The sequence below is a fragment of the Microcystis sp. LE19-84.1B genome, assembly GCF_027531875.1.
Taxonomy (GTDB): Bacteria; Cyanobacteriota; Cyanobacteriia; order Cyanobacteriales; family Microcystaceae; genus Microcystis; species Microcystis panniformis.
In genome coordinates this window covers 11116-33290 of the sequence record NZ_JAPZSR010000420.1, presented here as the reverse complement: position 1 = coordinate 33290, position 22175 = coordinate 11116, and the positions used below count along the sequence as shown (strand labels likewise).

The 22175-nt window shown below is 41.7% G+C and carries 24 protein-coding genes; 18 read left to right on the top strand and 6 right to left on the bottom strand.

Annotation, left to right across the window (positions count from 1 at the left end):
• Nucleotides 1-438, bottom strand: a 438-nt coding sequence (locus O9324_RS23640) for an RNA-guided endonuclease InsQ/TnpB family protein (RefSeq protein WP_288141472.1), incomplete at its 3' end; no start/stop codon positions are given.
• 90 nt (nucleotides 439-528) lie between these two features.
• Between O9324_RS23640 and O9324_RS23635 the strand changes: the two genes are divergently transcribed.
• The 14 genes from O9324_RS23635 (at nucleotide 529) to psb34 (ending at nucleotide 13777) form a co-directional block, all read left to right on the top strand.
• Nucleotides 529-1752 (top strand): M20 family metallopeptidase, encoded by a 1224-nt coding sequence (locus tag O9324_RS23635; protein WP_288141471.1) that lies wholly within the window; start codon nucleotides 529-531, stop codon nucleotides 1750-1752.
• 79 nt (nucleotides 1753-1831) lie between these two features.
• Entirely contained in the window at nucleotides 1832-2719 is an 888-nt protein-coding gene (argB, locus tag O9324_RS23630) for an acetylglutamate kinase (RefSeq protein WP_002771753.1), read from the top strand.
• Nucleotides 2720-2887: 168 nt separating this feature from the next.
• On the top strand, nucleotides 2888-3109 hold the full coding sequence (locus tag O9324_RS23625) for a DUF4327 family protein (protein ID WP_002771755.1): 222 nt from the start codon (nucleotides 2888-2890) through the stop codon (nucleotides 3107-3109).
• A gap of 43 nt (nucleotides 3110-3152) precedes the next feature.
• On the top strand, nucleotides 3153-4373 hold the full coding sequence (locus tag O9324_RS23620; RefSeq protein ID WP_002771756.1) for an efflux RND transporter periplasmic adaptor subunit: 1221 nt from the start codon (nucleotides 3153-3155) through the stop codon (nucleotides 4371-4373).
• 190 nt (nucleotides 4374-4563) lie between these two features.
• Complete coding sequence (locus tag O9324_RS23615; RefSeq protein ID WP_043996991.1) at nucleotides 4564-4758, top strand: type II toxin-antitoxin system HicA family toxin; 195 nt, start codon at nucleotides 4564-4566, stop codon at nucleotides 4756-4758.
• Nucleotides 4755-5012 carry a type II toxin-antitoxin system HicB family antitoxin gene (locus tag O9324_RS23610; RefSeq protein ID WP_002771759.1) on the top strand — a complete coding sequence of 86 codons (258 nt, stop codon included), beginning with the start codon at nucleotides 4755-4757 and terminating at the stop codon, nucleotides 5010-5012. The genes O9324_RS23615 and O9324_RS23610 overlap by 4 nt, the downstream gene beginning before the upstream one ends.
• Nucleotides 5013-5566: 554 nt before the next feature.
• On the top strand, nucleotides 5567-6076 hold the full coding sequence (locus O9324_RS23605) for a hypothetical protein (protein ID WP_002771761.1): 510 nt from the start codon (nucleotides 5567-5569) through the stop codon (nucleotides 6074-6076).
• A gap of 71 nt (nucleotides 6077-6147) precedes the next feature.
• Nucleotides 6148-6927 (top strand): photosystem II electron transport protein, Sll1252 family, encoded by a 780-nt coding sequence (locus tag O9324_RS23600; protein WP_287629816.1) that lies wholly within the window; start codon nucleotides 6148-6150, stop codon nucleotides 6925-6927.
• 44 nt (nucleotides 6928-6971) lie between these two features.
• Complete coding sequence (locus O9324_RS23595; RefSeq protein ID WP_002771764.1) at nucleotides 6972-9020, top strand: DNA phosphorothioation-associated putative methyltransferase; 2049 nt, start codon at nucleotides 6972-6974, stop codon at nucleotides 9018-9020.
• Nucleotides 9021-9054: 34 nt separating this feature from the next.
• Nucleotides 9055-9684, top strand: coding sequence for a Uma2 family endonuclease (locus tag O9324_RS23590; protein ID WP_287629814.1), 630 nt, complete (start codon nucleotides 9055-9057; stop codon nucleotides 9682-9684).
• 13 nt (nucleotides 9685-9697) lie between these two features.
• Nucleotides 9698-11011 (top strand): dolichyl-phosphate-mannose--protein mannosyltransferase, encoded by a 1314-nt coding sequence (locus O9324_RS23585; protein ID WP_288141470.1) that lies wholly within the window; start codon nucleotides 9698-9700, stop codon nucleotides 11009-11011.
• A 61-nt stretch (nucleotides 11012-11072) separates the two neighbouring features.
• Nucleotides 11073-12083, top strand: a complete 1011-nt coding sequence (gene trpS / locus O9324_RS23580; protein WP_287629812.1) for a tryptophan--tRNA ligase — start codon at nucleotides 11073-11075, stop codon at nucleotides 12081-12083.
• A 235-nt stretch (nucleotides 12084-12318) separates the two neighbouring features.
• On the top strand, nucleotides 12319-13368 hold the full coding sequence (locus O9324_RS23575; RefSeq protein WP_288141469.1) for a DNA-methyltransferase: 1050 nt from the start codon (nucleotides 12319-12321) through the stop codon (nucleotides 13366-13368).
• A gap of 229 nt (nucleotides 13369-13597) precedes the next feature.
• Complete coding sequence (gene psb34, locus O9324_RS23570; protein ID WP_002740432.1) at nucleotides 13598-13777, top strand: photosystem II assembly protein Psb34; 180 nt, start codon at nucleotides 13598-13600, stop codon at nucleotides 13775-13777.
• A gap of 74 nt (nucleotides 13778-13851) precedes the next feature.
• On the opposite strand, the gene O9324_RS23565 is transcribed toward psb34, so the two are convergent.
• Nucleotides 13852-14634, bottom strand: coding sequence for a tetratricopeptide repeat protein (locus O9324_RS23565; RefSeq protein ID WP_287629809.1), 783 nt, complete (start codon nucleotides 14632-14634; stop codon nucleotides 13852-13854).
• Nucleotides 14635-14696: 62 nt separating this feature from the next.
• Here O9324_RS23565 and psbP point away from each other — a divergent pair, with 62 nt between their 5' ends.
• A complete protein-coding gene (psbP, locus tag O9324_RS23560) occupies nucleotides 14697-15245 on the top strand; it encodes a photosystem II reaction center PsbP (protein ID WP_002771776.1) in 549 nt (182 codons plus the stop codon).
• On the opposite strand, the gene O9324_RS23555 is transcribed toward psbP, so the two are convergent.
• Complete coding sequence (locus tag O9324_RS23555; RefSeq protein WP_287629807.1) at nucleotides 15238-15528, bottom strand: hypothetical protein; 291 nt, start codon at nucleotides 15526-15528, stop codon at nucleotides 15238-15240. The genes psbP and O9324_RS23555 overlap by 8 nt on opposite strands.
• 199 nt (nucleotides 15529-15727) lie before the next feature.
• Here O9324_RS23555 and O9324_RS23550 point away from each other — a divergent pair, with 199 nt between their 5' ends.
• The 3 genes from O9324_RS23550 (at nucleotide 15728) to ureG (ending at nucleotide 17632) form a co-directional block, all read left to right on the top strand.
• Entirely contained in the window at nucleotides 15728-16153 is a 426-nt protein-coding gene (locus O9324_RS23550; protein WP_287692000.1) for a hypothetical protein, read from the top strand.
• 119 nt (nucleotides 16154-16272) lie between these two features.
• Nucleotides 16273-16860 (top strand): Maf family protein, encoded by a 588-nt coding sequence (locus O9324_RS23545; RefSeq protein ID WP_288141468.1) that lies wholly within the window; start codon nucleotides 16273-16275, stop codon nucleotides 16858-16860.
• A gap of 175 nt (nucleotides 16861-17035) precedes the next feature.
• Nucleotides 17036-17632 carry an urease accessory protein UreG gene (gene ureG, locus O9324_RS23540; RefSeq protein WP_004158168.1) on the top strand — a complete coding sequence of 199 codons (597 nt, stop codon included), beginning with the start codon at nucleotides 17036-17038 and terminating at the stop codon, nucleotides 17630-17632.
• A 7-nt stretch (nucleotides 17633-17639) separates the two neighbouring features.
• Here the strand turns inward: ureG and O9324_RS23535 are convergent, their stop codons facing one another.
• From O9324_RS23535 to O9324_RS23525, 3 genes are all read right to left on the bottom strand, one after another.
• Entirely contained in the window at nucleotides 17640-18365 is a 726-nt protein-coding gene (locus O9324_RS23535; protein WP_002771787.1) for a WecB/TagA/CpsF family glycosyltransferase, read from the bottom strand.
• A gap of 164 nt (nucleotides 18366-18529) precedes the next feature.
• Nucleotides 18530-19957: an ABC transporter substrate-binding protein gene (locus O9324_RS23530; protein WP_288141467.1), complete on the bottom strand. Its 1428-nt coding sequence runs from the start codon at nucleotides 19955-19957 to the stop codon at nucleotides 18530-18532.
• Nucleotides 19958-20127: 170 nt separating this feature from the next.
• A complete protein-coding gene (locus tag O9324_RS23525; protein WP_288141466.1) occupies nucleotides 20128-21729 on the bottom strand; it encodes a B12-binding domain-containing radical SAM protein in 1602 nt (533 codons plus the stop codon).
• Between the last annotated feature and the right edge of the window lie 446 nt (nucleotides 21730-22175).

Genomic DNA, 22175 nt, shown 5'->3' with positions numbered 1-22175 from the left:
TTCACAGCTTTCTGGTATTTGTCGCGACCAGCGAATAGGTAAAGGTTCTGTGCATTTAGCTAAATAGATTTGTTTGTCTTTAAATTTAAAAGCAGACTTGGTAAATTCGGCACTTCCTCCCTGATGTTTTTTCTTAAAGTTAGGATACTTAGTACGACCAGCAAAGAAATTAGTGAAAGCTGTTTGTAAATGTCTTAACCCTTGTTGTAAAGGTACACAGCTAACTTCGTTTAAAAACTCTAATTCTTCTTGTTTTTTCCAATCGGTTAGCATTGAAGAAGTTTGAGCATATCCTACTCTTTCTTGTCTTTCGTACCAAGCTTGTGTTCGTTCGTGGAGAGCTTTATTGTAAACTAATCTTACACAGCCCAAAGTGCGCCGCAATAGCGACTCTTGTTCTGGTGTTGGGTAAAATCGAAACGAATAGGCTTTTTCCATGTCTCGCATTCTAGCATATATCGTGTAAATGCGCTAATATTTAACAGTAAAGCCGTCGTAGAACGACGGGGTTTCAGACCCAAATTTTCGATGATTTCCTCCTTTCCCGTTCCTAATAGCTTGAATGGCGCTCAAATTCGCCTTGCTATTCGTTCCCTGCAGCCGCAATTGGTTCACTGGCGCCGACAAATACACCAAAAACCAGAACTAGGCTTTCAAGAACATCTCACCGCCTCCTTAATCAGTCAAACCCTGACTAAATATGGAATTGACCATCAAACTGGCATCGCCGGCACCGGAATTGTCGCCACCATCGCAGGCAGTCAACCGGGGCCAGTTTTAGCCCTGCGGGCCGATATGGATGCACTACCGATCGCCGAAGAAAACCAAGTCCCCTATCGTTCCCAACATCCCGGCCAGATGCACGCCTGTGGTCACGATGGTCACACAGCGATCGCTCTCGGCACAGCAGTTTACCTAGCACAAAACCGTCACCATGTCAAGGGGATCGTAAAAATTATTTTCCAACCCGCCGAAGAGGGGCCGGGGGGTGCGAAACCGATGATCGAAGCGGGAGTGCTGAAAAATCCCGACGTGGACGGAATTATCGGGCTACATCTCTGGAATAATCTGCCCTTAGGGACAGTAGGCGTGAAAAATGGGGCTTTAATGGCGGCGGTGGAATGTTTCGATCTCCAGATTCAAGGCCGGGGCGGCCACGGAGCAATTCCCCATCAAACCGTCGATTCACTACTGGTGGCGGCCCAAATCGTCAACGCCCTGCAAACCATCGTCGCCCGCAACCTTAACCCCCTCGATGCCGCCGTGGTGACTGTGGGTAAATTAGCGGCGGGAAGCGCTAGAAACGTGATCGCCGATAGTGCTAATCTCAGTGGGACAGTGCGCTATTTCAATCCCCAGTTAGGGGGCTATTTCCGAGAACGGATGGCAGAAATTATTGCGGGCATCTGTCAAAGTCAGGGGGCTAGTTATCAATTCGATTACTGGCAATTGTATCCCCCGGTAATCAATCATGATCAGATGGCGGAATTAGTGCGCTCCATCGCCGCACAAGTGGTGGAAACCCCAGCCGGAATCGTTCCCGAATGTCAAACCATGGGAGGGGAAGATATGTCCTTCTTTTTACAGGAAGTACCGGGCTGTTATTTCTTCTTGGGGTCTGCCAATCCCGAATTAGGATTAGCCTATCCCCACCATCATCCCCGCTTTGATTTTGATGAATCGGTGTTAGGGATGGGAGTCGAGATTTTTGTCCGTTGCGTCGAAAAATTCGGCAATTCTAAGACTTTCTAGCAATCCGTTCAGGGTGAACAGTTTTTGTCAAACCCGAAACCGCTAAACTGGTCACTGAATCAGACAGGTAAAAAAACGCATGAATAATAATATCCAGGAAAACGATGCCCAACGGGTGAAAATCCTCAGCGAGGCCATACCCTATATACAAGAATTTCGCGGTCGTACCGTAGTGGTTAAATACGGTGGTGCGGCCATGAATAACAGCGATATCAAAGACACGGTGATGCGAGATATCGTTTTTCTCTCCTGTGTGGGGGTTCGTCCCGTTATTGTCCACGGCGGCGGTCCAGAAATCAATAGTTGGTTGGATAAATTGGGCATTGAACCCCAATTTAAAGACGGTTTACGCGTCACCGATGCCGACACCATGGATGTGGTAGAAATGGTGCTGGTGGGGCGCGTCAATAAAGAAATTGTTGCCCTGATCAATCAAGCTGGCGGTAAAGCGGTAGGATTATGCGGTAAGGATGGTAATCTGATCACTGCTCGTCCCGTGGGTAAAGAGGGCATTGGTTTTGTGGGAGAAGTGAGCAGTGTCGATACTAGCGTCGTCGAATCCTTGGTCAATAGTGGCTATATTCCCGTGATTTCCAGTGTGGCCGCCGATGAAACTGGCCAAGCTCATAATATCAATGCCGATACGGTAGCCGGAGAAATAGCGGCGGCTTTAGGGGCGCCTAAACTGATTTTGATGACCGATACAGCTGGAATTTTAGAGAATTACAAGGATCCTTCCACTTTATTGGCTAAATTGGATATACAACAGGCCCGGGACTTGATTCAAAAAGGCATCGTTGTCGGCGGGATGATTCCCAAAGTTAGCTGCTGTGTGCGATCGCTGGCTCAGGGAGTTCAAGCTGCTCATATTATCGATGGTCGTCTTCCCCACGCCCTTTTACTGGAAATTTTCACCGATCGAGGCATCGGTTCCATGATTGTGGCCTCCGGTTATACTAATCTATAGTAGTAATTACCGTACTTTTGGTTAAAAAGACTTGCCTAAAACCAGAGATCTGGTGTACAAGTAAGTTAATAAATGCGCTTCTCGATCCCTTGTAATGGCAAAAGTCTTAGTCTTGAGTTAGTTTAGTCGGGAAGCGCAAAATCTGAAGTATTCATAGCAATTGAATTTATGACCAAACAAGCTGTAGCTCACCCGATGGTGAAGTTTCAACGCAAGGTTAGCAAGTGGATAGATGCAAAAGTAGTCAAACCTAGCGATAGTATCTGGAAACTGGCTCTGTTATACGGAGATGAGTGGACATACTGGAAGCAAGAGTTGCTCGATTTCGGTTTCTCCATGCAAGACCCTCTCAGCGAAGTGGTAGCAGTAGAAGCTTGGGACGAAGAATAGGCGACCATCGACTCAAAAGCGGCTTTCTACTAGGACTATCGCCATGGGATCGAATCCGATTATCCTTTCCGCTCTGGTTATCTTATCCTTCAGTGCCAGTTGTTCTCCCCGGACCGAAACCCAACCACCGCCACCAGCAGCCCGTACTACCACCGTCAACGTCGCCACGGCTAAACTGGCAACCAGCGGAGGCAATCTCGATTACACGGGAACTACCCGACCTTTAAAAGTGGTTTCTCTGCGATCGCAAGCCCCTGGGCAGTTACTCAATCTCCTCGTTGATGTGGGAGATGGGGTGCAATTAGGACAAATCCTCGCTCGTGTTGATGACCGTCTCCTCGCCACCGTTGTCCGGCAAGAAAAAGCCGCCCTGTCGGCCCTAGAAGCGGAATTAGCCCGGGCAAGAATTGAAGTCAGTAACGCTGAAATTGAAGTGCAGCGCCTACAACTACAATACCAACAGGCCAAAAATGATGCCGAGCGCCTGCAAAAATTAGCCCTAGAAGGAGCGATTCCCCTACAACAGGGCGAAACAGCCCAAACTGCGGCGGCAGTGGCTTTAAAAGCCGTTAATAGCGGGCGATCAAGAATTAAAGTCGAGGAGCAGGTAGTGGCGGCAATTATCGGCAGAATTGCCGCCCAAAAATCGGTCATCGCTCAGGAACAACAACGTCAGGCCTACGCTACTCTTAAATCACCGGCGACGGGGATAGTTATCGAAAAACTGAAAGAGCCGGGGGATTTAGTCAGTATCGGCGATGAAGTCCTCAAAATTGGCGATTTTCAGCAGGTCAAGGTAGTGGTATTATTATCAGAATTGGATTTAAAAACGATTAATTTAGGACAAAAGGTTAATGTCAGCCTTGATGCTTTCGGTAATAGAAATTTTTCCGGTCGCATCACCAGAATTTTCCCCCTCAGCCAAGGCACGGCCCGGCGGATTCCCGTGGAGATTACTCTAGCCAATGGGGATGGTTTAATTAAAGGGGGATTATTGGCCCGGGTGCGGTTTAATAATAATTCTGCCGCGCAGGTGATTGTTCCCGAAACAGCAATTGTCAGTCAAGGGGAATCCTCGGCCATTTTCGTCCTTTCCGAGGAGAACTCGCAAGTGGAAAAACGGCCCGTTCGTCTCGGTCAAGCGCTTGACGGTCAAGTAGAAATTATCACTGGACTTGAACCGGGGGAGCGTTTCGTCGTTAATAGTAGTAAACCTTTGCAAAATGGTGAAAAAGTCCGCGTCAGTATCCTGAGTAATCCTTGAGCAAACCAGGGGCAGGCAGCTTTTATCCCATCTGATGCTGTTAGGGTTGAGATAGGTCGGTTAGTGACTCACCGTTCGCTCATTTCTCGAACCGAAAATTTGATAAATTGTCTCATTATTATGAGTAGCCACAATACCCTTCATAATCTACAATCAAGTACCCGATGGGTGGGGACAAGGGAGAGGATAATTGAAAGTTCGTGATGTACTCAAACGATTAGAAGCTGATGGTTGGTATCGGATCCGAATGCGCGGGAGCCATCGTATCCTTGCCCATGAAACAAAGCCAGGAATCGTGGTTGTTCCTGGCAAGTCTGGGGACGACATACCCAAAGGAACATTAGCCTCGATTTGGAAACAAGCTCAATTGGAGGATAAACGATGAAAGAGTATGCCGTCATTTACGAACAAGGCGAAACAAACTGGGGCGCAATGGTTCCCGACTTGCCCGGTTGCGTGAGTATTGGAGATACCTTTGAAGAGGTTCAGGAAAATATTAAAGAAGCGATTGAACTTTACCTTGAGGTTTTGCAAGAACGCGGGGAAACCATTCCAGAACCCACAACTAAAGTCGGATTGGTTGGAGTGGCTGCAGGAGGGTTCTTACCCACTACCCAAAAACTGCTGGGGTTTCACTGAAGACTAGCTATCAGGCTCTCTTAGGTTTGGTGGGTAAAATGTATTCTAAGATACAGTCTTGCGGGTGAGTGAGTGGAACGAACCACTCCAGACACAGAGGACACAAAGATCGATCACTACTATATAAGTTAAACTGACCACACAAAAAATAAGAGAGCCGCTATTATTGCCGGAACTCTAATCTGTTTTTTAGTTTTTACGTCAGGAGTGAACCGGGATAACATTAAAATAATGACACAAGTGAGTCAAGCTTGACAGTCTGATCCCAATGATAATAATCCCCAAAAACTTCTTGTTAATAATGATAATTGGCCTAAAGTAGTGATTGTGGCTGTCCTTCTAGGTTGAGGCAAAATGGGGGTTTCTTTTTAGCGAAAAAAATGTCCTTAAAGATGATAACTATCTCCCTTAATCTTTATGGTCAATTATTGCCAGAAATAAGCCAAATAAAATAATTTTTTCCCATCCCCTTGCATATTTTCTCGAGCGAGCGGCTTTTCAGTCCCCAAAATCCTTACAATAGGAGATGAAGATAGCCTGAAAAGTTGGAGAATATGAATTATCTCATTGCCGTGTTAGCTGATCGCATAGAAGCAGAAGAAGCTGCCGTTGCCCTCGAAAAAGCGGGAATTCCCCAATCTCAAGTGACCATTCTCGGTCGCGGCTATAAAAGTGCCGATGAGTTCGGTTTGATCGATCCCTTCCAACAGGCCAAAAAACGGGCTACTCTCATGGCTTTTTGGCTAATTCCCTTCGGTTTTGCCGGCGGCTACCTTTTTAACCTGATTACGGGATTGCATACTTTTGATTGGGCCGGAGAACCGGGCAATCATATCGTGGGCGGCATTGCTGGGGCGATTGGGGGGGCGATGGGCAGTATTTTCGTCGGTGGTGGCGTGGGTTTATCGTCCGGCAGTGGCGATGCACTTCCCTATCGCAATCGTCTCGGCGCGGGAAAATATATTATTGTCGTGCAGGGTTCCGAAAACCTGAAAAATCAAGCGACTCTTATCCTCCGTCAATTTAACCCCGAAAATCTGCAAGGATACGCCCTAGAACGGTGAACGGTTATTAGGAATAAGTTATCGGTCATTTGATTTTTTCCTAAGAATTTTTGATTAATTACCAGAAAACAATGTTACCAAGAGAAGAATTGCTAAAGGGTGTTGAAAACCGCGAGGAGATAGCGAAAGTTATTGATAAAGCCGAACAAGCGATTAAGACTTGGGAAGTGACGGTGACAGACTTTCTTTCTCCTGCGGTTTTAGCGGAAGTAGAACGAGTTTTTCAGCGTTTAACTGATGTGTCAATGGAAAAATGGGGCGGTTATCCCCAAGCAGAAAGACAGCGCCTCGGTATTGCTAGAGTTGATCTACCTTTGACAGTAACAGATATTCCCCTATCTGCCCTTGATATTGCCGGTAATTTTCTTTTTGATACCGCTAACCACCGGGATTTTTTAGGGGCGATGTTGGGGACGGGTATCGTTCGGGAAAAAGTCGGCGATATAATTGTTTTAGGTGAGCGAGGAGCGCAGGCAATTGTAGTGCCTGAATTGGCAGATTTTTTATCTGCTAATTTGCGACAAGTGCGTTCGGTTCCCGTGAAAACTAGCCTGATTCCTTTGACGGAATTAAAAGTCAGACCACCGCAAAAAAAAGAAATTAATACCGTGGAAGCTTCCTTACGTTTGGATGCGATCGCATCGGCGGGTTTTGGCATTTCTCGCAGTAAAATGGCCGAAGCAATTAGTGCCGGGGATGTGCGAGTTAACTGGAAAGATATCAGTCAATCTAGTTATAATGTTAAAACTGGTGATTTGATTTCTTTCCGGGGAAAAGGTCGTCTAGAAGTGGGTGAGGTTACTGTGACCAAAAAAGATCGCTATCGGGTTCATTTAACTAGATTTATTTAGTTTTTTTCTGTCTCTAGAATTTGTTATTAGACAGATTAATTGCCATGGCTGAGAATTTCGCCTTAATCGTGCAACTGTGTCAAGTTAGTCCCATCGGTAAACTATTACCGGGGGCGCTTTATGTTCATAGAGAAGCATTACATCAACTGAATCCTATCCTCCAGAATTACGAACAACAAGCAAGAATTAATCAGCATTTATCTGAGGCAACAATAATTAAATTTAGCACCGATAAACCGAAAATATCCTATCTTTTTTATCCCGATTTTGATCGAGAACCTCACCCAGTTTTAACTAAAAGTTTAGTGGTAGATATGGGGACATTAATCTTGAGTGAATGGAATTATCAAAATGCTGATAATCCGCCCATTTTACACCGAAAAGAAACTTTTGTTACTAGGGACTATCCCCTTTATGAAGAATTCGAGCATCTCACAAAAATCGAGAGTGCTTTAGGACTTTTAAACAGTTCTTATCCCATCGGTACTAAACAGGAATGGCAAAGGCTTTTAAGAAAGCATCACCTTGATTTTGCAGGAGATTATTTAGTTTGTAATCTGGAGGGACAAAGGGAAAAATCGATAATAATTGATCGCCACAAAGCCGCTCTTGTTCGCAAAACTCTTTCTCGTCCGGCAAGATTAGCATTAGCGGCGGGATTATTTCTTCCTGAAACCACTTTTTTTGATTACGGTTGTGGTTATGGAGGTGATATAGAACGCATAGCTGAACAGGGTTATCAAAGTGAAGGTTGGGATCCTTATTATCGTCCCGATAGTCCTTTAATTGAATCTGATATTGTTAATTTAGGCTATGTAATTAATGTTATTGAATCCGCCGAAGAACGGCAGGAAGCTTTATTAAAAGCTTGGCAATTAACCCGTCAAGTTTTAATTGTTTCGGCACAGATTCTAATTGATGATAGCGAACGGGGTTTAATGGCTTATGAAGATGGAATTATAACTCGTCGTAATACTTTTCAAAAATACTATCAACAGGAAGAACTAAAACAGTATATTGATAGCAGTTTAGGGGTTGATTCTATTCCAATAACTTTGGGAATTTATCTAGTTTTTCGAGAGGAAGAAAAAGCCGAAACTTTTCGTTTATCCAGATGTCGTTCCCGCGCTACCACCCCTAAAATTACAACCCATCTCAAACGCTTTGAAGATTACGAAGATTTATTAACTCCCCTGATGGAATTTTATACCCAGCAGGGACGTTTACCCGTTGCGGGAGAATTATTACAAGAGGAAGAAATTAAGGCAGAATTTGGCACTTTTAGACGCGCTTTTCAAGTGATTCTACAAGTAACAGAAGGGGAAGAATGGGAGATAATTGCCGACAAAAGACGCGCCGATCTTTTACTTTATTTAGCTTTAAGTCAATTTAGCCACTGTCCGAAAGTACGGGAATTATCCCCCGCTACCCGTGCCGATTTTCAAGCTTTATTTGGCAGTTATCGCAATGCTTGCGCTTTAGCAGAAGAAGTGTTAATAAGTGCGGGAAATTTGGCAGCGATCGCTCGTACTTGTGAAAATAGTTCCTTAGGCAAACTTTCCCGTTATTCCCTAACTATTCATATTAGCGTTTTGGAAAAATTACCGATGTTATTACGCTTATATGAAGGTTGTGCTAGTCAAACTATCGGACGGTTAGAAAATGCTAACGTTGTTCGTTTATCTTTTCGTCAACCCAAAATTTCCTATCTCTATTACCCCAATTTTGACTCAGAAATTCATCCGATTTTAGCTACTAGCATGGATGTATATTTAGGTTCGGCTGATTTTAGTTTTCGTGATTATCGGGATAGTCCTAATCCGCCAATTTTACACGAAAAAGAGCTTTTAGTAACGGCTGATTATCCCAACTATGATAAATTGCTTCGCTTAACTAAATTAGAAAAGGATTGGGGATTGTTAGAAGATAGAAAAGCGATCGAACGTTTACAGGGTTGGCAAAAATGTTTAGAGGAGCATTGTGCTACAATCAAGGGCCATCAGATTCTGTGGCGAAAAGATGCCGATCCCTATAAAGTTAGGATTTTACGCGCTAAAATTAACGCCAGAAGAAATCAAAATAAGTCTTCCTGAGTAATTAAGTAAAATAGATGAGGTAATTAATTTTATGATGACTACGATTCGGTTACAAGGATTAGAAGATTTCGAGTTAAAAGCTAATGATCCTGAACAAAGGATGTTTATTTCTGGGGTTAATTGGCAACAGTACGAAACCCTCTTAAAACATTTAGAAGATAGTTCGAGTTATCGCATTACTTACTTAGATGGAATGGTAGAAATTATGGCTCCTAGTCGTCGTCATGAAGTTAGCAAAGAAGATATCGGTAGATTAGTGGAAGCTTATTTAGAATATGCTGAAATTGATTTCTGGGGATTAGGTTCCACCACTTTGCGAAAACAGGAAAAAGAAGCGGGAAAAGAACCAGACAAATGTTTTTGTTTATTTACAGAAAAAGAGTTTCCTGATTTGGCGATCGAAATCATCTTAACCAGTGGCAGCCTGAAAGTTTTAGAAGTTTATAAAAGATTGGGAACTCAAGAGGTTTGGTTTTGGCAAGATAATCAGTTAAAAATCTATTCTTTACAAGAGAATGGCGAATATATTTTAATCCCTAAAAGTGCTTTATTACCGGATTTAAATTTAGAATTATTAGCCGAATACGTCAACCATCCTAATCCCCGTCTTGCCATCAAAGAATTTCGCTTGCGTTTAACAGAAAATTCCCAGTTATCATAACTATTATCTTTCCATGAGTTCTCAAGTAAAATTTAACCTATCTATCCTAGGGATATTTGTATTTTCCCTAGGAATAAGATTCTGGAATCTCAGTCAGTTTAATACTCTTGTTTTCGATGAAGTTTATTATGCTAAATACGGCAATGAATATCTAATCGGTAAAGAATTTTTCCAGTCGCACCCACCGTTAAGTCAATATTTAATTGCTATTAGTATCTGGATTGGTTCTCATTTTCCTGCCGCTCCTGAAACCATTAATAATTTAACGGGTTCCCTGCGCTCAACTTTTAGTTATCGCTGGTTAAATGCTTTGACTGGTTCTTTTATTCCCCTAATTATTGGTGCAATCGCTTATCAATTAACCCAGAGAAAAACTGTATTTTTAATCACAACTTTTCTCGCTAGTTTAGACGGATTATTTCTGGTGGAATCCCGCTATGCTCTCAATAATATTTACTTAATTTTATTCGGTTTGTCTGGACAATTATTTTTTTTATTAGCACTCCAGAAAAATTCAAACCTCAATTGGTTATTATTATCGGGAGTTTCTTTCGGTTTAGCGGCAAATATTAAATGGAATGGCTTAGGATTTTTACTGGGAATATTTATTTTTATCGGTATTGCTTGGTTAATAAAATTATTTAATCAAGAGCAGTCAAAAGATCATCTTTGGACAAAGGTAACTAACCTGAGATTAGAGGACATTTTTATCGCTTTAATTGTCTTTCCCCTAGTTACCTATAGTTTACTGTGGATACCGCATCTTCTCGTCAACCATCAATATAATTTTTGGCAAGTACATCAAGAAATTTGGTCATTTCATCAGAGAATAAAGGGCAATCAATCTGATGTTCATCCCTATTGTTCTCCTTGGTATAGTTGGTTAGTAATGACGCGACCTGTGGCTTATTATTTTAAGAGAGTAGGTGATAAAATTTATGATGTTCATGCTATGGGAAATCCGTTTTTATGGTGGTTTTCTACGATAGCAATTTTAGTGGTTTTTAGTCGATTATTTAACCGAAAAGAGCGAGTAATTTCCGCCTATCTTATCTGTAACTATATTGCCAATCTGCTGCCCTGGTTAAAAATTAGTCGCTGTACCTTTCTCTATCATTATATGGCTGCCTATAGCTTCACTTGGATTGCCCTAGCTTGGCTCTTAGCCGATGGTTTAGAAAGTTCCAGTCCTATTTATAAAAATTGCTCGCGCTACCTCATAATTTTGATAATTTTTGCTTTTATCCATTGGCTACCAATTTATTTAGGCATTCCCCTGTCAGTGCGGGATTATTATCTGAGAATGATTTTTCCCAATTGGATTTAGGATGAAATTAGCTGCAAAAACTGATACAATAAAATCATGATAAAAAGCGATCGCATGAGTTATGGGTAAACAAAGAATCTTATCTGGTGTGCAACCAACTGGCAATTTACATTTAGGCAATTATCTCGGTGCGATCCGCAATTGGGTGGAGGGACAACAAGACTACGATAATTTCTTTTGTGTGGTCGATTTACACGCGATCACCGTTCCCCATAATCCCGCCACTCTTGCGGAGGATACTTTAGCAATTGCCGCTCTATATTTAGCCTGCGGAATTGATTTAGAATATGCGACTATCTTTGTCCAATCCCACGTTAAAGCTCATACAGAATTAACTTGGTTATTGAATTGTATCACCCCTTTAAATTGGTTAACCGATATGATTCAATTTAAAGAAAAAGCAATTAAACAGGGGGAAAATGTTGGCACAGGTTTACTCGATTATCCCGTGCTGATGGCTGCCGATATCCTACTCTACGATGCCGATAAAGTACCCGTGGGAGAAGATCAAAAACAACATTTAGAATTAACCCGCGATATAGCTGTTAGAATTAATCATCTTTTTGGGCAACCGAAACAACCAATTTTAAAACTCCCCGATCCGATGATCCGCAAGGAAGGAGCGCGGGTGATGAGTTTAACCGATGGCCGGAATAAAATGTCTAAATCCGATCCTTCCGAGATGAGTCGGATTAATATTCTCGATAGTCCCGATGTCATTGCCAAGAAAATTAAACGCTGTAAAACCGATCTAGTGAAGGGTTTAACTTTCGATGATCCAGAACGTCCCGAATGCCATAATTTACTAACTCTCTATAGCATTTTATCGGGAAAAAGTCAAGAGGTGGTCGCGGGAGAATGTGCCGATTTAGGTTGGGGACAATTTAAACCGATGTTAACAGAAGTGACCATAAAATCTCTGCAACCTATTCAGGAAAAATACGCCCAAATTAGAGAGGATAAAGATTATTTAGCTACGGTTTTGCGACAAGGTCGTCTCAAAGCAGAAGCGGTGGCCAATCAAACTCTTGATCGAGTCAAAAATGCCATGGGTTATTTACCACCATTTTAGGGATAATTTTCGGGTGCATCTCCTAATTATCAATCTACTCAGTTGAGATTTTTCAAGGAAAACTCGCTGCTTTATCAGTCAATCTTTAACTCTTGGTGGGGTTCTACCTCCCCATCCAGGGTAAGGGAAGGAGAATGATTACAAAAGTTATTAAATTAAGCACAACTCCAGTGATATTTTGGTAAAATAAGGGCATAATTGAAACTATCAAAATACTTACCTGTCCTTTGAAATTATGGTTGTAGAGTCCCAGGGGAAACAAAAAAAACTATCGTCTAGGGAAGATGAGTCTCGTCCAATTGCCAGTAAGGAACAAAACTCTTATCTAGCAGAGGGAATTGTTGATCATCAATCAACTCAGATTGCTCCTTCCTCCTTACTACAGCCATTTTCTCCAGAGTTAGAAAAAGATAGAGCCAACAAATTTAATTCTCTTAAAGAAATTCTGGTTAGTCATCTTGGTCAACCTTTTTACTCGGACAACGGCTTTATTCTTTATCAAGGAGATGCCACAGACTTTTTGTCTAAACTATCTCATAGTGACATAAAAATTGACCTCACTGTTACATCACCACCTTATAATATTGGCAAAGAATATGAACGAGTTCTTTCAATCGATGACTATGTTGATTGGTGTGCTAATTGGCTGGGGCAAATTTATCAGATTACTCAAGATAACGGTGCTTTTTGGCTAAATGTTGGTTATTTAGAAGTACCAGAAAAGGGATTATGTGTTCCGATTCCCTATCTTCTTTGGGATAAGTCTCCCTTTTATCTTTTACAAGAAATTGTCTGGAAATATGGGGCCGGTGTTTCTACAAAAAATCGTCTTAGTCCTCGCAATGAAAAATGGCTTTTTTATCTCAAAAATTGCCAAGAATATACTTTTAACTTAGATAATATTCGTGACCCTAACGTTAAGTATCCCAATCAAAAGAAAAATGGTAAATATCGTTGTAATCCCCTCGGTAAAAATCCTTCTGATGTGTGGGAAGTTCCTAAAGTCACTACAGGAGAAAAGCGCAGTTCTAAGGAAAGAACCGGACATCCCGCACAATTTCCTTTAGCAATTGTCGAGAGAATTATACAAGCTTCATCTAATCCCGTAGAAATAATTCTTGATCCCTTTGCTGGTTCTTGTTCCACGGGAATAGCGGCCTTGGGATTAGGAAGAATTTTTGTGGGTTTTGAAATTCGACAAGACTATTGCGAGATAGCTGCAGAGAGATTTAAAAGATTTAAAAAAGAAAGAAGCAATACTTATATTCAAGGATCATTATCATAGTATTAAAAACGGATTTGGTATGATTAGCCTTTTTAAACTTGTTTTCGCAGTTTCAATCATTGGGAATGCGATCGCCAATAAAAATAGCAGAGTCCGGCAGTTACCCCAAGACTAGGAATTGTTATCCCCGTGGGAATTTCCAACATCCCCGACTCGGTTACTGATATGTTGTACGATTGTAATAAGAGGATTTTTTTCCTGAAAAATTGTCATATTTGAGGTTTTGATTATGCCTTATACAAACGAAGAAGGTGGACGCTTAAATAATTTCGCCGCTGAACCGAAAGTTTATCAAGCGGATCCACCCACTAAATCGCAACAACGTAATTATATTTTCTGGGGTGTTGCTGCGATCACACTTGTGGGTGGACTGTTAGCCGTCGCTTTTTACGCATCTCAAGCTGGCTAAAATTTAGTCCCTCGTAGTTGCGATTTAGCCCCTTTCACTCCTCTTTAGCGCTAAAATCACAACTACTCCCTATTTTAGGGCTTTTGACCCTGAATTAATGCCACTGCTGACTGAGACTTAGCCGCAGTCCCCTGTTTACCCTGAGATAACGCTAGACGAGCTGCTGCCTCTAAATCAGCGATCGCTTTTTCCCTGTTTCCCAATTTATAATAGGTCAAACCCCGATTGTGGTAAGCTTCGGCAAAATTAGCATTGATTTTCAGACTCTCATTGTAGTCCCTTAAAGCCATTTCCTGCTGTCCGGCTCGGTTATAGGCCAAGGCGCGATTATAGAAAATGCGATCCTGTCCTCTAGTTCCCTGTAAACTCAAAGCTTTTGTGTAATCCTCGATCGCTTCTAGGTGTTTACCTAAGTCATCCTTAGCATTACCGCGATAAATAAAGAAATCAGCAAAATTTCCGTTTAAAGCGATCGCTTTTGTGCAATCTTCCACGGCTGCCTCGTATTTTTTCGTCAGATAATAGGCATAACAACGATTACCGAGAGCATTAACATAATTAGAGTTGATTGTCAAGGCCTGGGTATAATCTGCGATCGCTCGCTCGTACTGGCCGAGAACTAATTCCGCATAGCCGCGATTATAGTAAGCATCGGCATCCTTCGGTTCTAATTGTAGAGCTTGAGTAAAATCTGCGATCGCACCTGAATAATCCCCTGCGGTTAAACGATCCACCCCCCGATTATAAAATTCTACAGCTTTCACGGGGTTAGCGGTAGTTTGAGCGCTTAGGGGAGAGATAGTCAGTAAAAAAGTGGCTATAGCGATAATAATTGTCAATTTTTTCTTAATTTTCATAATCCGTTCACCTAAACAATTCAAGGTAAAATTAAACAGCCCTACTTACAGGTCAAAATATCATGATTAAATCTCTTTTGGCGACTTTCCTTCTAATTACCACCCTCCTCTTCACCGCTTGTGCAACTCCCATCGCTGGACTGCAAGGATACACCAGTGGCAGCCAAGGTTATCAATTCTTGTATCCTAAGGGTTGGACGCAGGTGGATGTGAAAAAAGTTGCGGGAGTAGATGTGGTTTTTCATGACCTGATCGAAACGAGCGAAAATTTAAGCGTTATTATCAACCCCGTCCCCGACAATAAAACCTTAACAGATTTAGGTACTCCCTCGGAAGTTGGCTATCGTCTCCTGAAAAATAACAGTCTTAACCCCAATCTCGATAAGGAAGTAGAATTAATTCGCTCAGAATCCCATCAAATCGACGGCCAAGATTATTATATCCTCGAATATCAAGTTAAATTACCCAACGGCCAAGAACGTCATAATCTGGCCAGCGTCACGGTTAATAATCATAAACTCTATTCTTTTAATCTTTCCACTTCCCAAAAACGTTGGACGCAAATTCAAGAACTCTTTGAAACTATCGTTGATTCTTTCTCGGTTAGTTAGGGAAACTGGCAATAGGCAATAGTAAAATGTAGGGTGCGTTAGACGGCAAAAATTCCTGTTTTGACTTAAAGGTAAAAATCCGTCGTAACGCACCACTGGCAACAGACAATAGTAAAATGTAGGGTGCGTTAGACGGCAAAAATTCCTGTTTTGACTTAAAGGTAAAAATCCGTCGTAACGCACCACTGGCAATAGGCAATAGTAAAATGTAGGGTGCGTTAGACGGCAAAAATTCCTGTTTTGACTTAAAGGTAAAAATCCGTCGTAACGCACCACCTATCATCAACTAGGTAGCCGGTTATAATTAAAGATAACATATAAAGAACCAGAAGCCTGTCCCACTATCTAACAATTAATTGAGATTACTTACTGAATCAGTTACCAGTAATCAGTAAGAAAGTGGTAACTGATAACTGGTAACTGATAACTGGTAACTGGTAACTGATAACTGGTAACTGATAACTGATAACTGATAACTGAATATGAGTAACTCGGAAGAAAATAGACTAGATAGAATCGAATCTCTTGCTGAAACTACCCTAACAGAACTACGCGAGATTAAATCAGGACTACAGGAGATTAGATTAGGATTACAGGAGATTAAATTAGGACTACAGGAAACCAATCAGGGATTAAAAGAAACTAGAGCGATCGCTAATTCTAACGCCAAATCGATCGAAGCGTTAACTAATAGTCTTGCTGAGTCTAAAAAAGAATGGGAAAAAGACAGACGGGGACTTTATCAACTGCTAGGACAATTAACTCGATCGATGTCGGATTTTTATGAGGTTCAGTCAGATTTTTACAATCGATTTGACAAAATTGAAGAAAGAGAATCACGAATGGTTGAGATTTTAGATCGTTATTTACCCCCCGAAAATCCTGCCAATTCTAGCAGAAATAGCTAAAAAACTGATAACTGATGGTGGGTTACGGCAAATAGATAAATTGATAATTAAGTCTAATAATTTGTCATTGCCTAACCCACCCTACCTAACTGTCTTCTATCTTGTTTACTTTAAAAATTATGTCCATTCCCTTGATTCTTGCTTCCGCTTCTCCTGCGCGTAAAAAACTATTACAAATGATCGGAATCGATCCGATTGTGCGGGTGAGTAACTTTGATGAATCGACAATTAATGCTGATGATACTCTCCATCTTGTCCAAACTTTAGCCCAATGTAAAGCGCAAACGATCGCCACCCAATTTGATACAGGATTAATTCTTGGTTGTGATTCCGTCTTAGAAGTAGCGGGGGAAGTCTATGGCAAACCCAAGGATAAATCAGAAGCGATCGATCGTTGGCAAAAAATGCGCGGTCTGGTGGGTACACTCTATACAGGTCATGCTTTAATCGATCGAGTTAATCATCAAACCTTGACTCGTTGTGGGATTACTAAAGTTCACTTTGCCAATATCAGCGATGAAACAATTATTGCCTACGTTGACACCGAAGAACCCCTCAAATGTGCCGGCTGTTTTGCCCTAGAAGGAAAGGGGGGTTTATTCGTGGAAAGATTAGAGGGATGTCACAGTAATGTTATCGGTTTAAGTTTGCCCCTATTTAGGCAGATGTTAACGGATTTTGGCTACCAAATCACTGACTTTTGGTGATCTTTTTGCCGATAATTTTCCCAAATTTATTGGCAAAAGGGCTTGACAAATTCTCAGATTTGTGTTAACCTTTTATTATAATGGGAATCCGTGTCGTCCTGCGACCCCCTCTTTTTTCTATCCGATAGCCCCAAGATTTTTAACCCTTTCCTTTTCACTTTTTCCCGAAAAAACTATGTCTTGCTTGCGCGTGGGAATTGCCGGTCCGGTGGGTTCAGGAAAAACAGCCCTGCTCGATGCCCTGTGTAAAAATTTGCGGGATCAATATCCGATCGCCGTAGTCACCAATGACATTTATACTCAAGAAGATGCCCAATTTTTAGTGCGATCGCAAGCTTTAGCTCCGGAAAGAATTTTAGGAGTAGAAACGGGAGGATGTCCCCATACAGCTATTCGCGAGGATGCCTCAATTAACTTAGTTGCCATTGAACAGTTAGAGAGAAAATTTGCTAACTTAAAGCTAATTTTTCTGGAAAGTGGTGGTGACAATTTAGCGGCAACCTTTAGCCCGGAATTAGTAGATTTAACCATCTATGTGATTGACGTGGCAGCCGGAGATAAAATCCCTCGCAAGGGGGGACCAGGTATCACCAAATCGGATTTATTGGTAATTAATAAAATAGATTTAGCCCCGATGGTGGGGGCAGATTTAGGGGTGATGGATAGAGATGCCAAAAAGATGCGCGGGGATAAACCCTTTATCTTCACCAACTTAAAAACACGGGAAGGATTAGAGCGAGTGATTGCCTTTATCGAAAAGAATTTATACTAAGCTATTGCTAGGAATAAAAAAGAGAGCGCCAGAAAAATTTAGGTAAAGCTAACATTCTTTTCCAGCGCCAAGGTTCCTGATAGAGTCGATACAACCACTCTAAATTATTGTCACAGAAAAAGCGAGGGGCGCGGATTTTTGTCCCGGACCAGATATCAAAACTACCCCCCACACCTACCCAGATAGCTTGGGGACAGAGATTGCGATGTTCCCTAATCCAATATTCTTGTCGGGGTACTCCCAAACCAACTAAAATTAACCGCGGCTGCTGATCTTTTAATACCTGAATCCAATCGGACATTTCCTCGGAGGATAGATAACCGTGGTTAGCCAGAATACGGATATTAGGTATCTTTTTTTGCCAATTACTTGCCGCTTCTTCTGTAATCCCTGGTTTACCACCAAAAAAAACAATAGGAGAACTCTCTCCCTGCATTCCTAACTCAGTAATTAAGGATTCTGATAATTCAATACCGGGGCAGCGGGTTTGTTTTTTGCCCCTTAATTTTAAGTAAATAACAATCCCAGCACCGTCGGGAATAACTAAATCTGCTTCTCGAATAACTTGGGCTACTTTAGCATCATTTTCTCCTAACATTGCCATTTCTGCATTAAGAGTGACAACGTGGGAACCAAAACCTTGATAGGCGCGATCTATTAACCAACGACTGTAGTTATCGAGAAGATGAACCGGTAAACCGAGAACTGAATATTTAGGGGGAGTTTCTAACATAAGTAGGTAGGTGCTAAAAGTTGTCAGACACCCCCCTTATTAAGGGGGGATTAAGGGGGGATTAAGGGGGGATTAAGGGGGGATCAAGGGGGGATTAAGGGGGGATCAGAGGCAAAATCTATCTTCAATTTAATTATAAATACTTACTTATAATGCATCTTGATTTAGTTGTTATTTGATCGAGAAATTGGCACAAAATCCACCCCAAAACTAGAACGAGAACCGGGTTTAACTACCACTAATTGCACCGATTGATTGCGATCGCCAGAGGGTAAAAATCGCACTGGATTAGTCGCCCCAGGCACAGAAAAATTACTGCTTCTTAACGCCTGTTGAACGCCCTCTCGGCTAGATTCGGCCTGAATGCCAGCGATTAAAGCCTGGGCAGCGTCATAGGCGGTAGCCGTGCGCCAATTTACGTCTCCTTGCCACAATTGGCGGGATTTATTCACAAAAGGACTGTTCGGATTAGCCCCCAAATGCCAAGCGATAGCGACAACCATGCCCAAGGCATTTTTTCCGCCTACATCCAGAGTTTTGGGGCTATAAACGTCATCACCTGCCACAATCGGTAATTTTTGACCATTGATTTGGACCACCTGCAAAGCCTTATCTAGGGTTCCACTATCCCCAAGAAGGGCGATTAGATTTGCTCCCTCCTGTTGAGCTTGTTGGAGGCTTTTAGAAGGGGTAAAAGTGAGGGAAGATAGATCAAATTCACTCACCACTTGACCTCCTCCTAATCCTAAAGCGGTGGTAAATTCAGATTTTAGGGATTGACTATAATTACTTTGGGAGTTAAAAAATACCACTGCCTTGACGTTAGGAATTTTTTGTAAGCTAGATTCAGCTAATGCTCGTGCCGCCACAAAATCACTGGGAACAGAACGAAAGATATAGTCACCAAAATTGGAGAGTTTAACTGAGGTACTGATGGGGGAAATCATTACTAATCCCGCTTTTTGATAGATAGCAGCCGCCGCTAAAGAGGTGTCACTGCTAGTGTGTCCTACTACTCCTAAAATGCTGTTGTCAGCCGCTAATTTTTGGGCAATTTGAGCGGCAATTTCGGGATTATCAGCATCATCAGCAATGAGAACTTTTAAAGGAATGCCATTAATTCCCCCAGCTTGATTGATTTGATTTTGAGATTGGGCGACTCCTCGTAAAACTTCTAGGGCGGTGTTGACATCGCTCCCAATTGGCACGGAAACGGCGATAGTATAGGACTTAGCTTGACCAATACGGGCGTTATTTAAGTAGATGAGAGCTTCCGGATCATTTTGATTAGCTTGCAGGGATTTTTCCAAGAGGTAAACTGCTTGCTGAAAGTCTCCTTTTCCGAGTGCCTGTATAGCAGCTTGTTTGTCAGAAGAAGCCCCTTCAACTATTAATAAGTTTTCCCCTTGACTAAATTTTGCTTGTGCCGATACCGATTTTTGCTCCGGTGATATTTTCTCGGTTTCAGAAAGATTGGTTGGGCTATTTGATCCTTGAAAACGATTGTATAACCACCAACTACCTACCCCAAAAAATAGTAGGGTAATCAGCAGGGATAAAAGCAGGGTAACTGTATCATTTTTCTGGCTCATGGGCTGATCAACTAAGATTAAATTAATGGTTTAATCGAGATTGATAGTTAATAAAAACACCAATTCAAGTCTGAATTGCACCACTATCCTATCTACCTTGATAGAATACCTCATTTGGGGTCTGATAGTCAAGACATTGTTTAAATGTGTCTTAGCTTATTAGCCATATTTTACCTTTTTGTTTGGGATTGTTCTAAATGTTTTATTAAAACATTCGAGGATAAAGGACCGTGTAAATGACTCCAGGGTAAAACCTGTTCTAAACGCCATTGTTGATGAACATAATAATCTAGAGGGGGAATTTGTCCTTTTAGTTCCTTAAAAGCCCGTTTATAACTGCCTAAAGAATCACCGTAGCCACGGGTTAATTCTAACAGGGAAGTCAAGCGGCGATCGCCCCTAGATAATAGGGCTTGAATCACCGACCAATTATAACTCTCTGGTCGAAATTCTATGCCCTGTTTACCTAATTGTTTCTCTAGATATTTTAATCTTTTTTCGGCCATTCTATTAACGCCAAACCACTGAAAAGGAGTATGGGATTTAGGCACAAAGGTGCTGCAACCGAAAGAGATTCGCAGTCCAGAGGCGGCTTTTTTTAAGGCTATTAACATTTCCACAGTCGCCGCAATATCTTCGGTTTCTTCTCCCGGTATTCCCACCATACCATAGAGTTTTATCCCTTTTAAACCGCCCGCTTTAGCATTAATAGCAGCTTGGATAATTTCATCATTGGCTAACTTTTTGTTGATAATTTCCCGCAAGCGATCGGAACCACTTTCTACGGCAATAGTAATTGATTTGCTGTCTCTTAGGGATAAAATTCTGGCTAATTTTTCCGTGACAGTATTAGTTCTAACTGAAGCGATCGAGAGTCTAAATCCTTCAAATTGTGGTTGAAAAAGATAATCAAGTAAGGTTTCAAATTCGGGATGTTGACTAACAGAAGCACCTAATAAACCCAAGCGATCGGTCACTTTTAAACCTTTTTCAATGGCAGGAATCAGGGATTCTAAACTAGCGGTACGAAAGGGTAAAGTTAGATAACTAGCTAAACAAAAACGGCACATTTCTGGACAACTTCGCACCACTTCTACCATATAAATATTCTCCCATGCCGCTTGTTTTGTTACCACCGTAGAAGCTGAAAGGGTATTACTACGATAGGTTTGTTTACTAACAAAAGTAGGAACATTATTATCTATGGGTAGAATTGCCGTAATTTCACCTTCGGGACTGTCATAATTAACGGTATATAAACTAGGAACATACACCCCCGGAACCTGGGCCAAATGACGGAGTTTTGTCGGGCGATCAGCGTTTCTCACCTCTTGATAGGCATTAATAAAATCAGCAATTAAATTTTCACCATCTCCCAATAAAATTACATCAAAAAAAGCGGCAAAAGGTTCGGGATTAGCAGTTAAAACTGGTCCACCCCCAAAAATTATCGCCTGCTGATCTTGCCGTTGATGACTGTGACAGGGAATTTCTAAAGATTCTAACAGCGAGAGGATATTAACATAGTCCAATTCCCAGGAAAAGGAAAAGCCAACTAATTCGGGATAACGGGGTAAAGATTCTTGAAAATCCGTAAATAAACGACTAACTTGTATATCCGATCGCAGGGCTAAAGTTGCCCAAACAATTTGATAACCTAAACTGGTTATACCGACGGAATACTGATTAGGAAAAGCAAAAATAGTTCTCAGGGCATCACTGTGGGGTATTGCGGGAGTAAAGAGGAGTTTTTCGTCTTGTAAGATGGTCATTTCAGTTATCAGTTATCAGTTATCAGTTATCAGTGACTACCAGCAGTCTTTAGTAGCTTTTAATTTTCATTCTCTTGCTAGGGGAGACTTGTTACCTCTTGTTTTTGGTCATATAAGTAGGTGGGTGGAATTAAATATAAGATGAACGTAGGTTGGGTTGAAGAATGAAACCCAACGCCCGATTATGTTACGCTACTGCTAACCCATCCTACAAATAATTGTGCCTCCCTACTTATAAGTTTAATTTAATCTGGAGGTGAAGGAGGGGAAAATATCTCAATATACAGTTCTAGGATCATATCTAAGGTTATGATCCTAGGGAGTCGGTGGTCAAGAACAAATTCAAGTTATACTTCCTCCCTAGGGATAGCTATTGTATTTACAGGAGATTTTCTCTTATATCCTAGCAATTTTCACAGCTTAACTAGGTATCGATTTTATTCCTG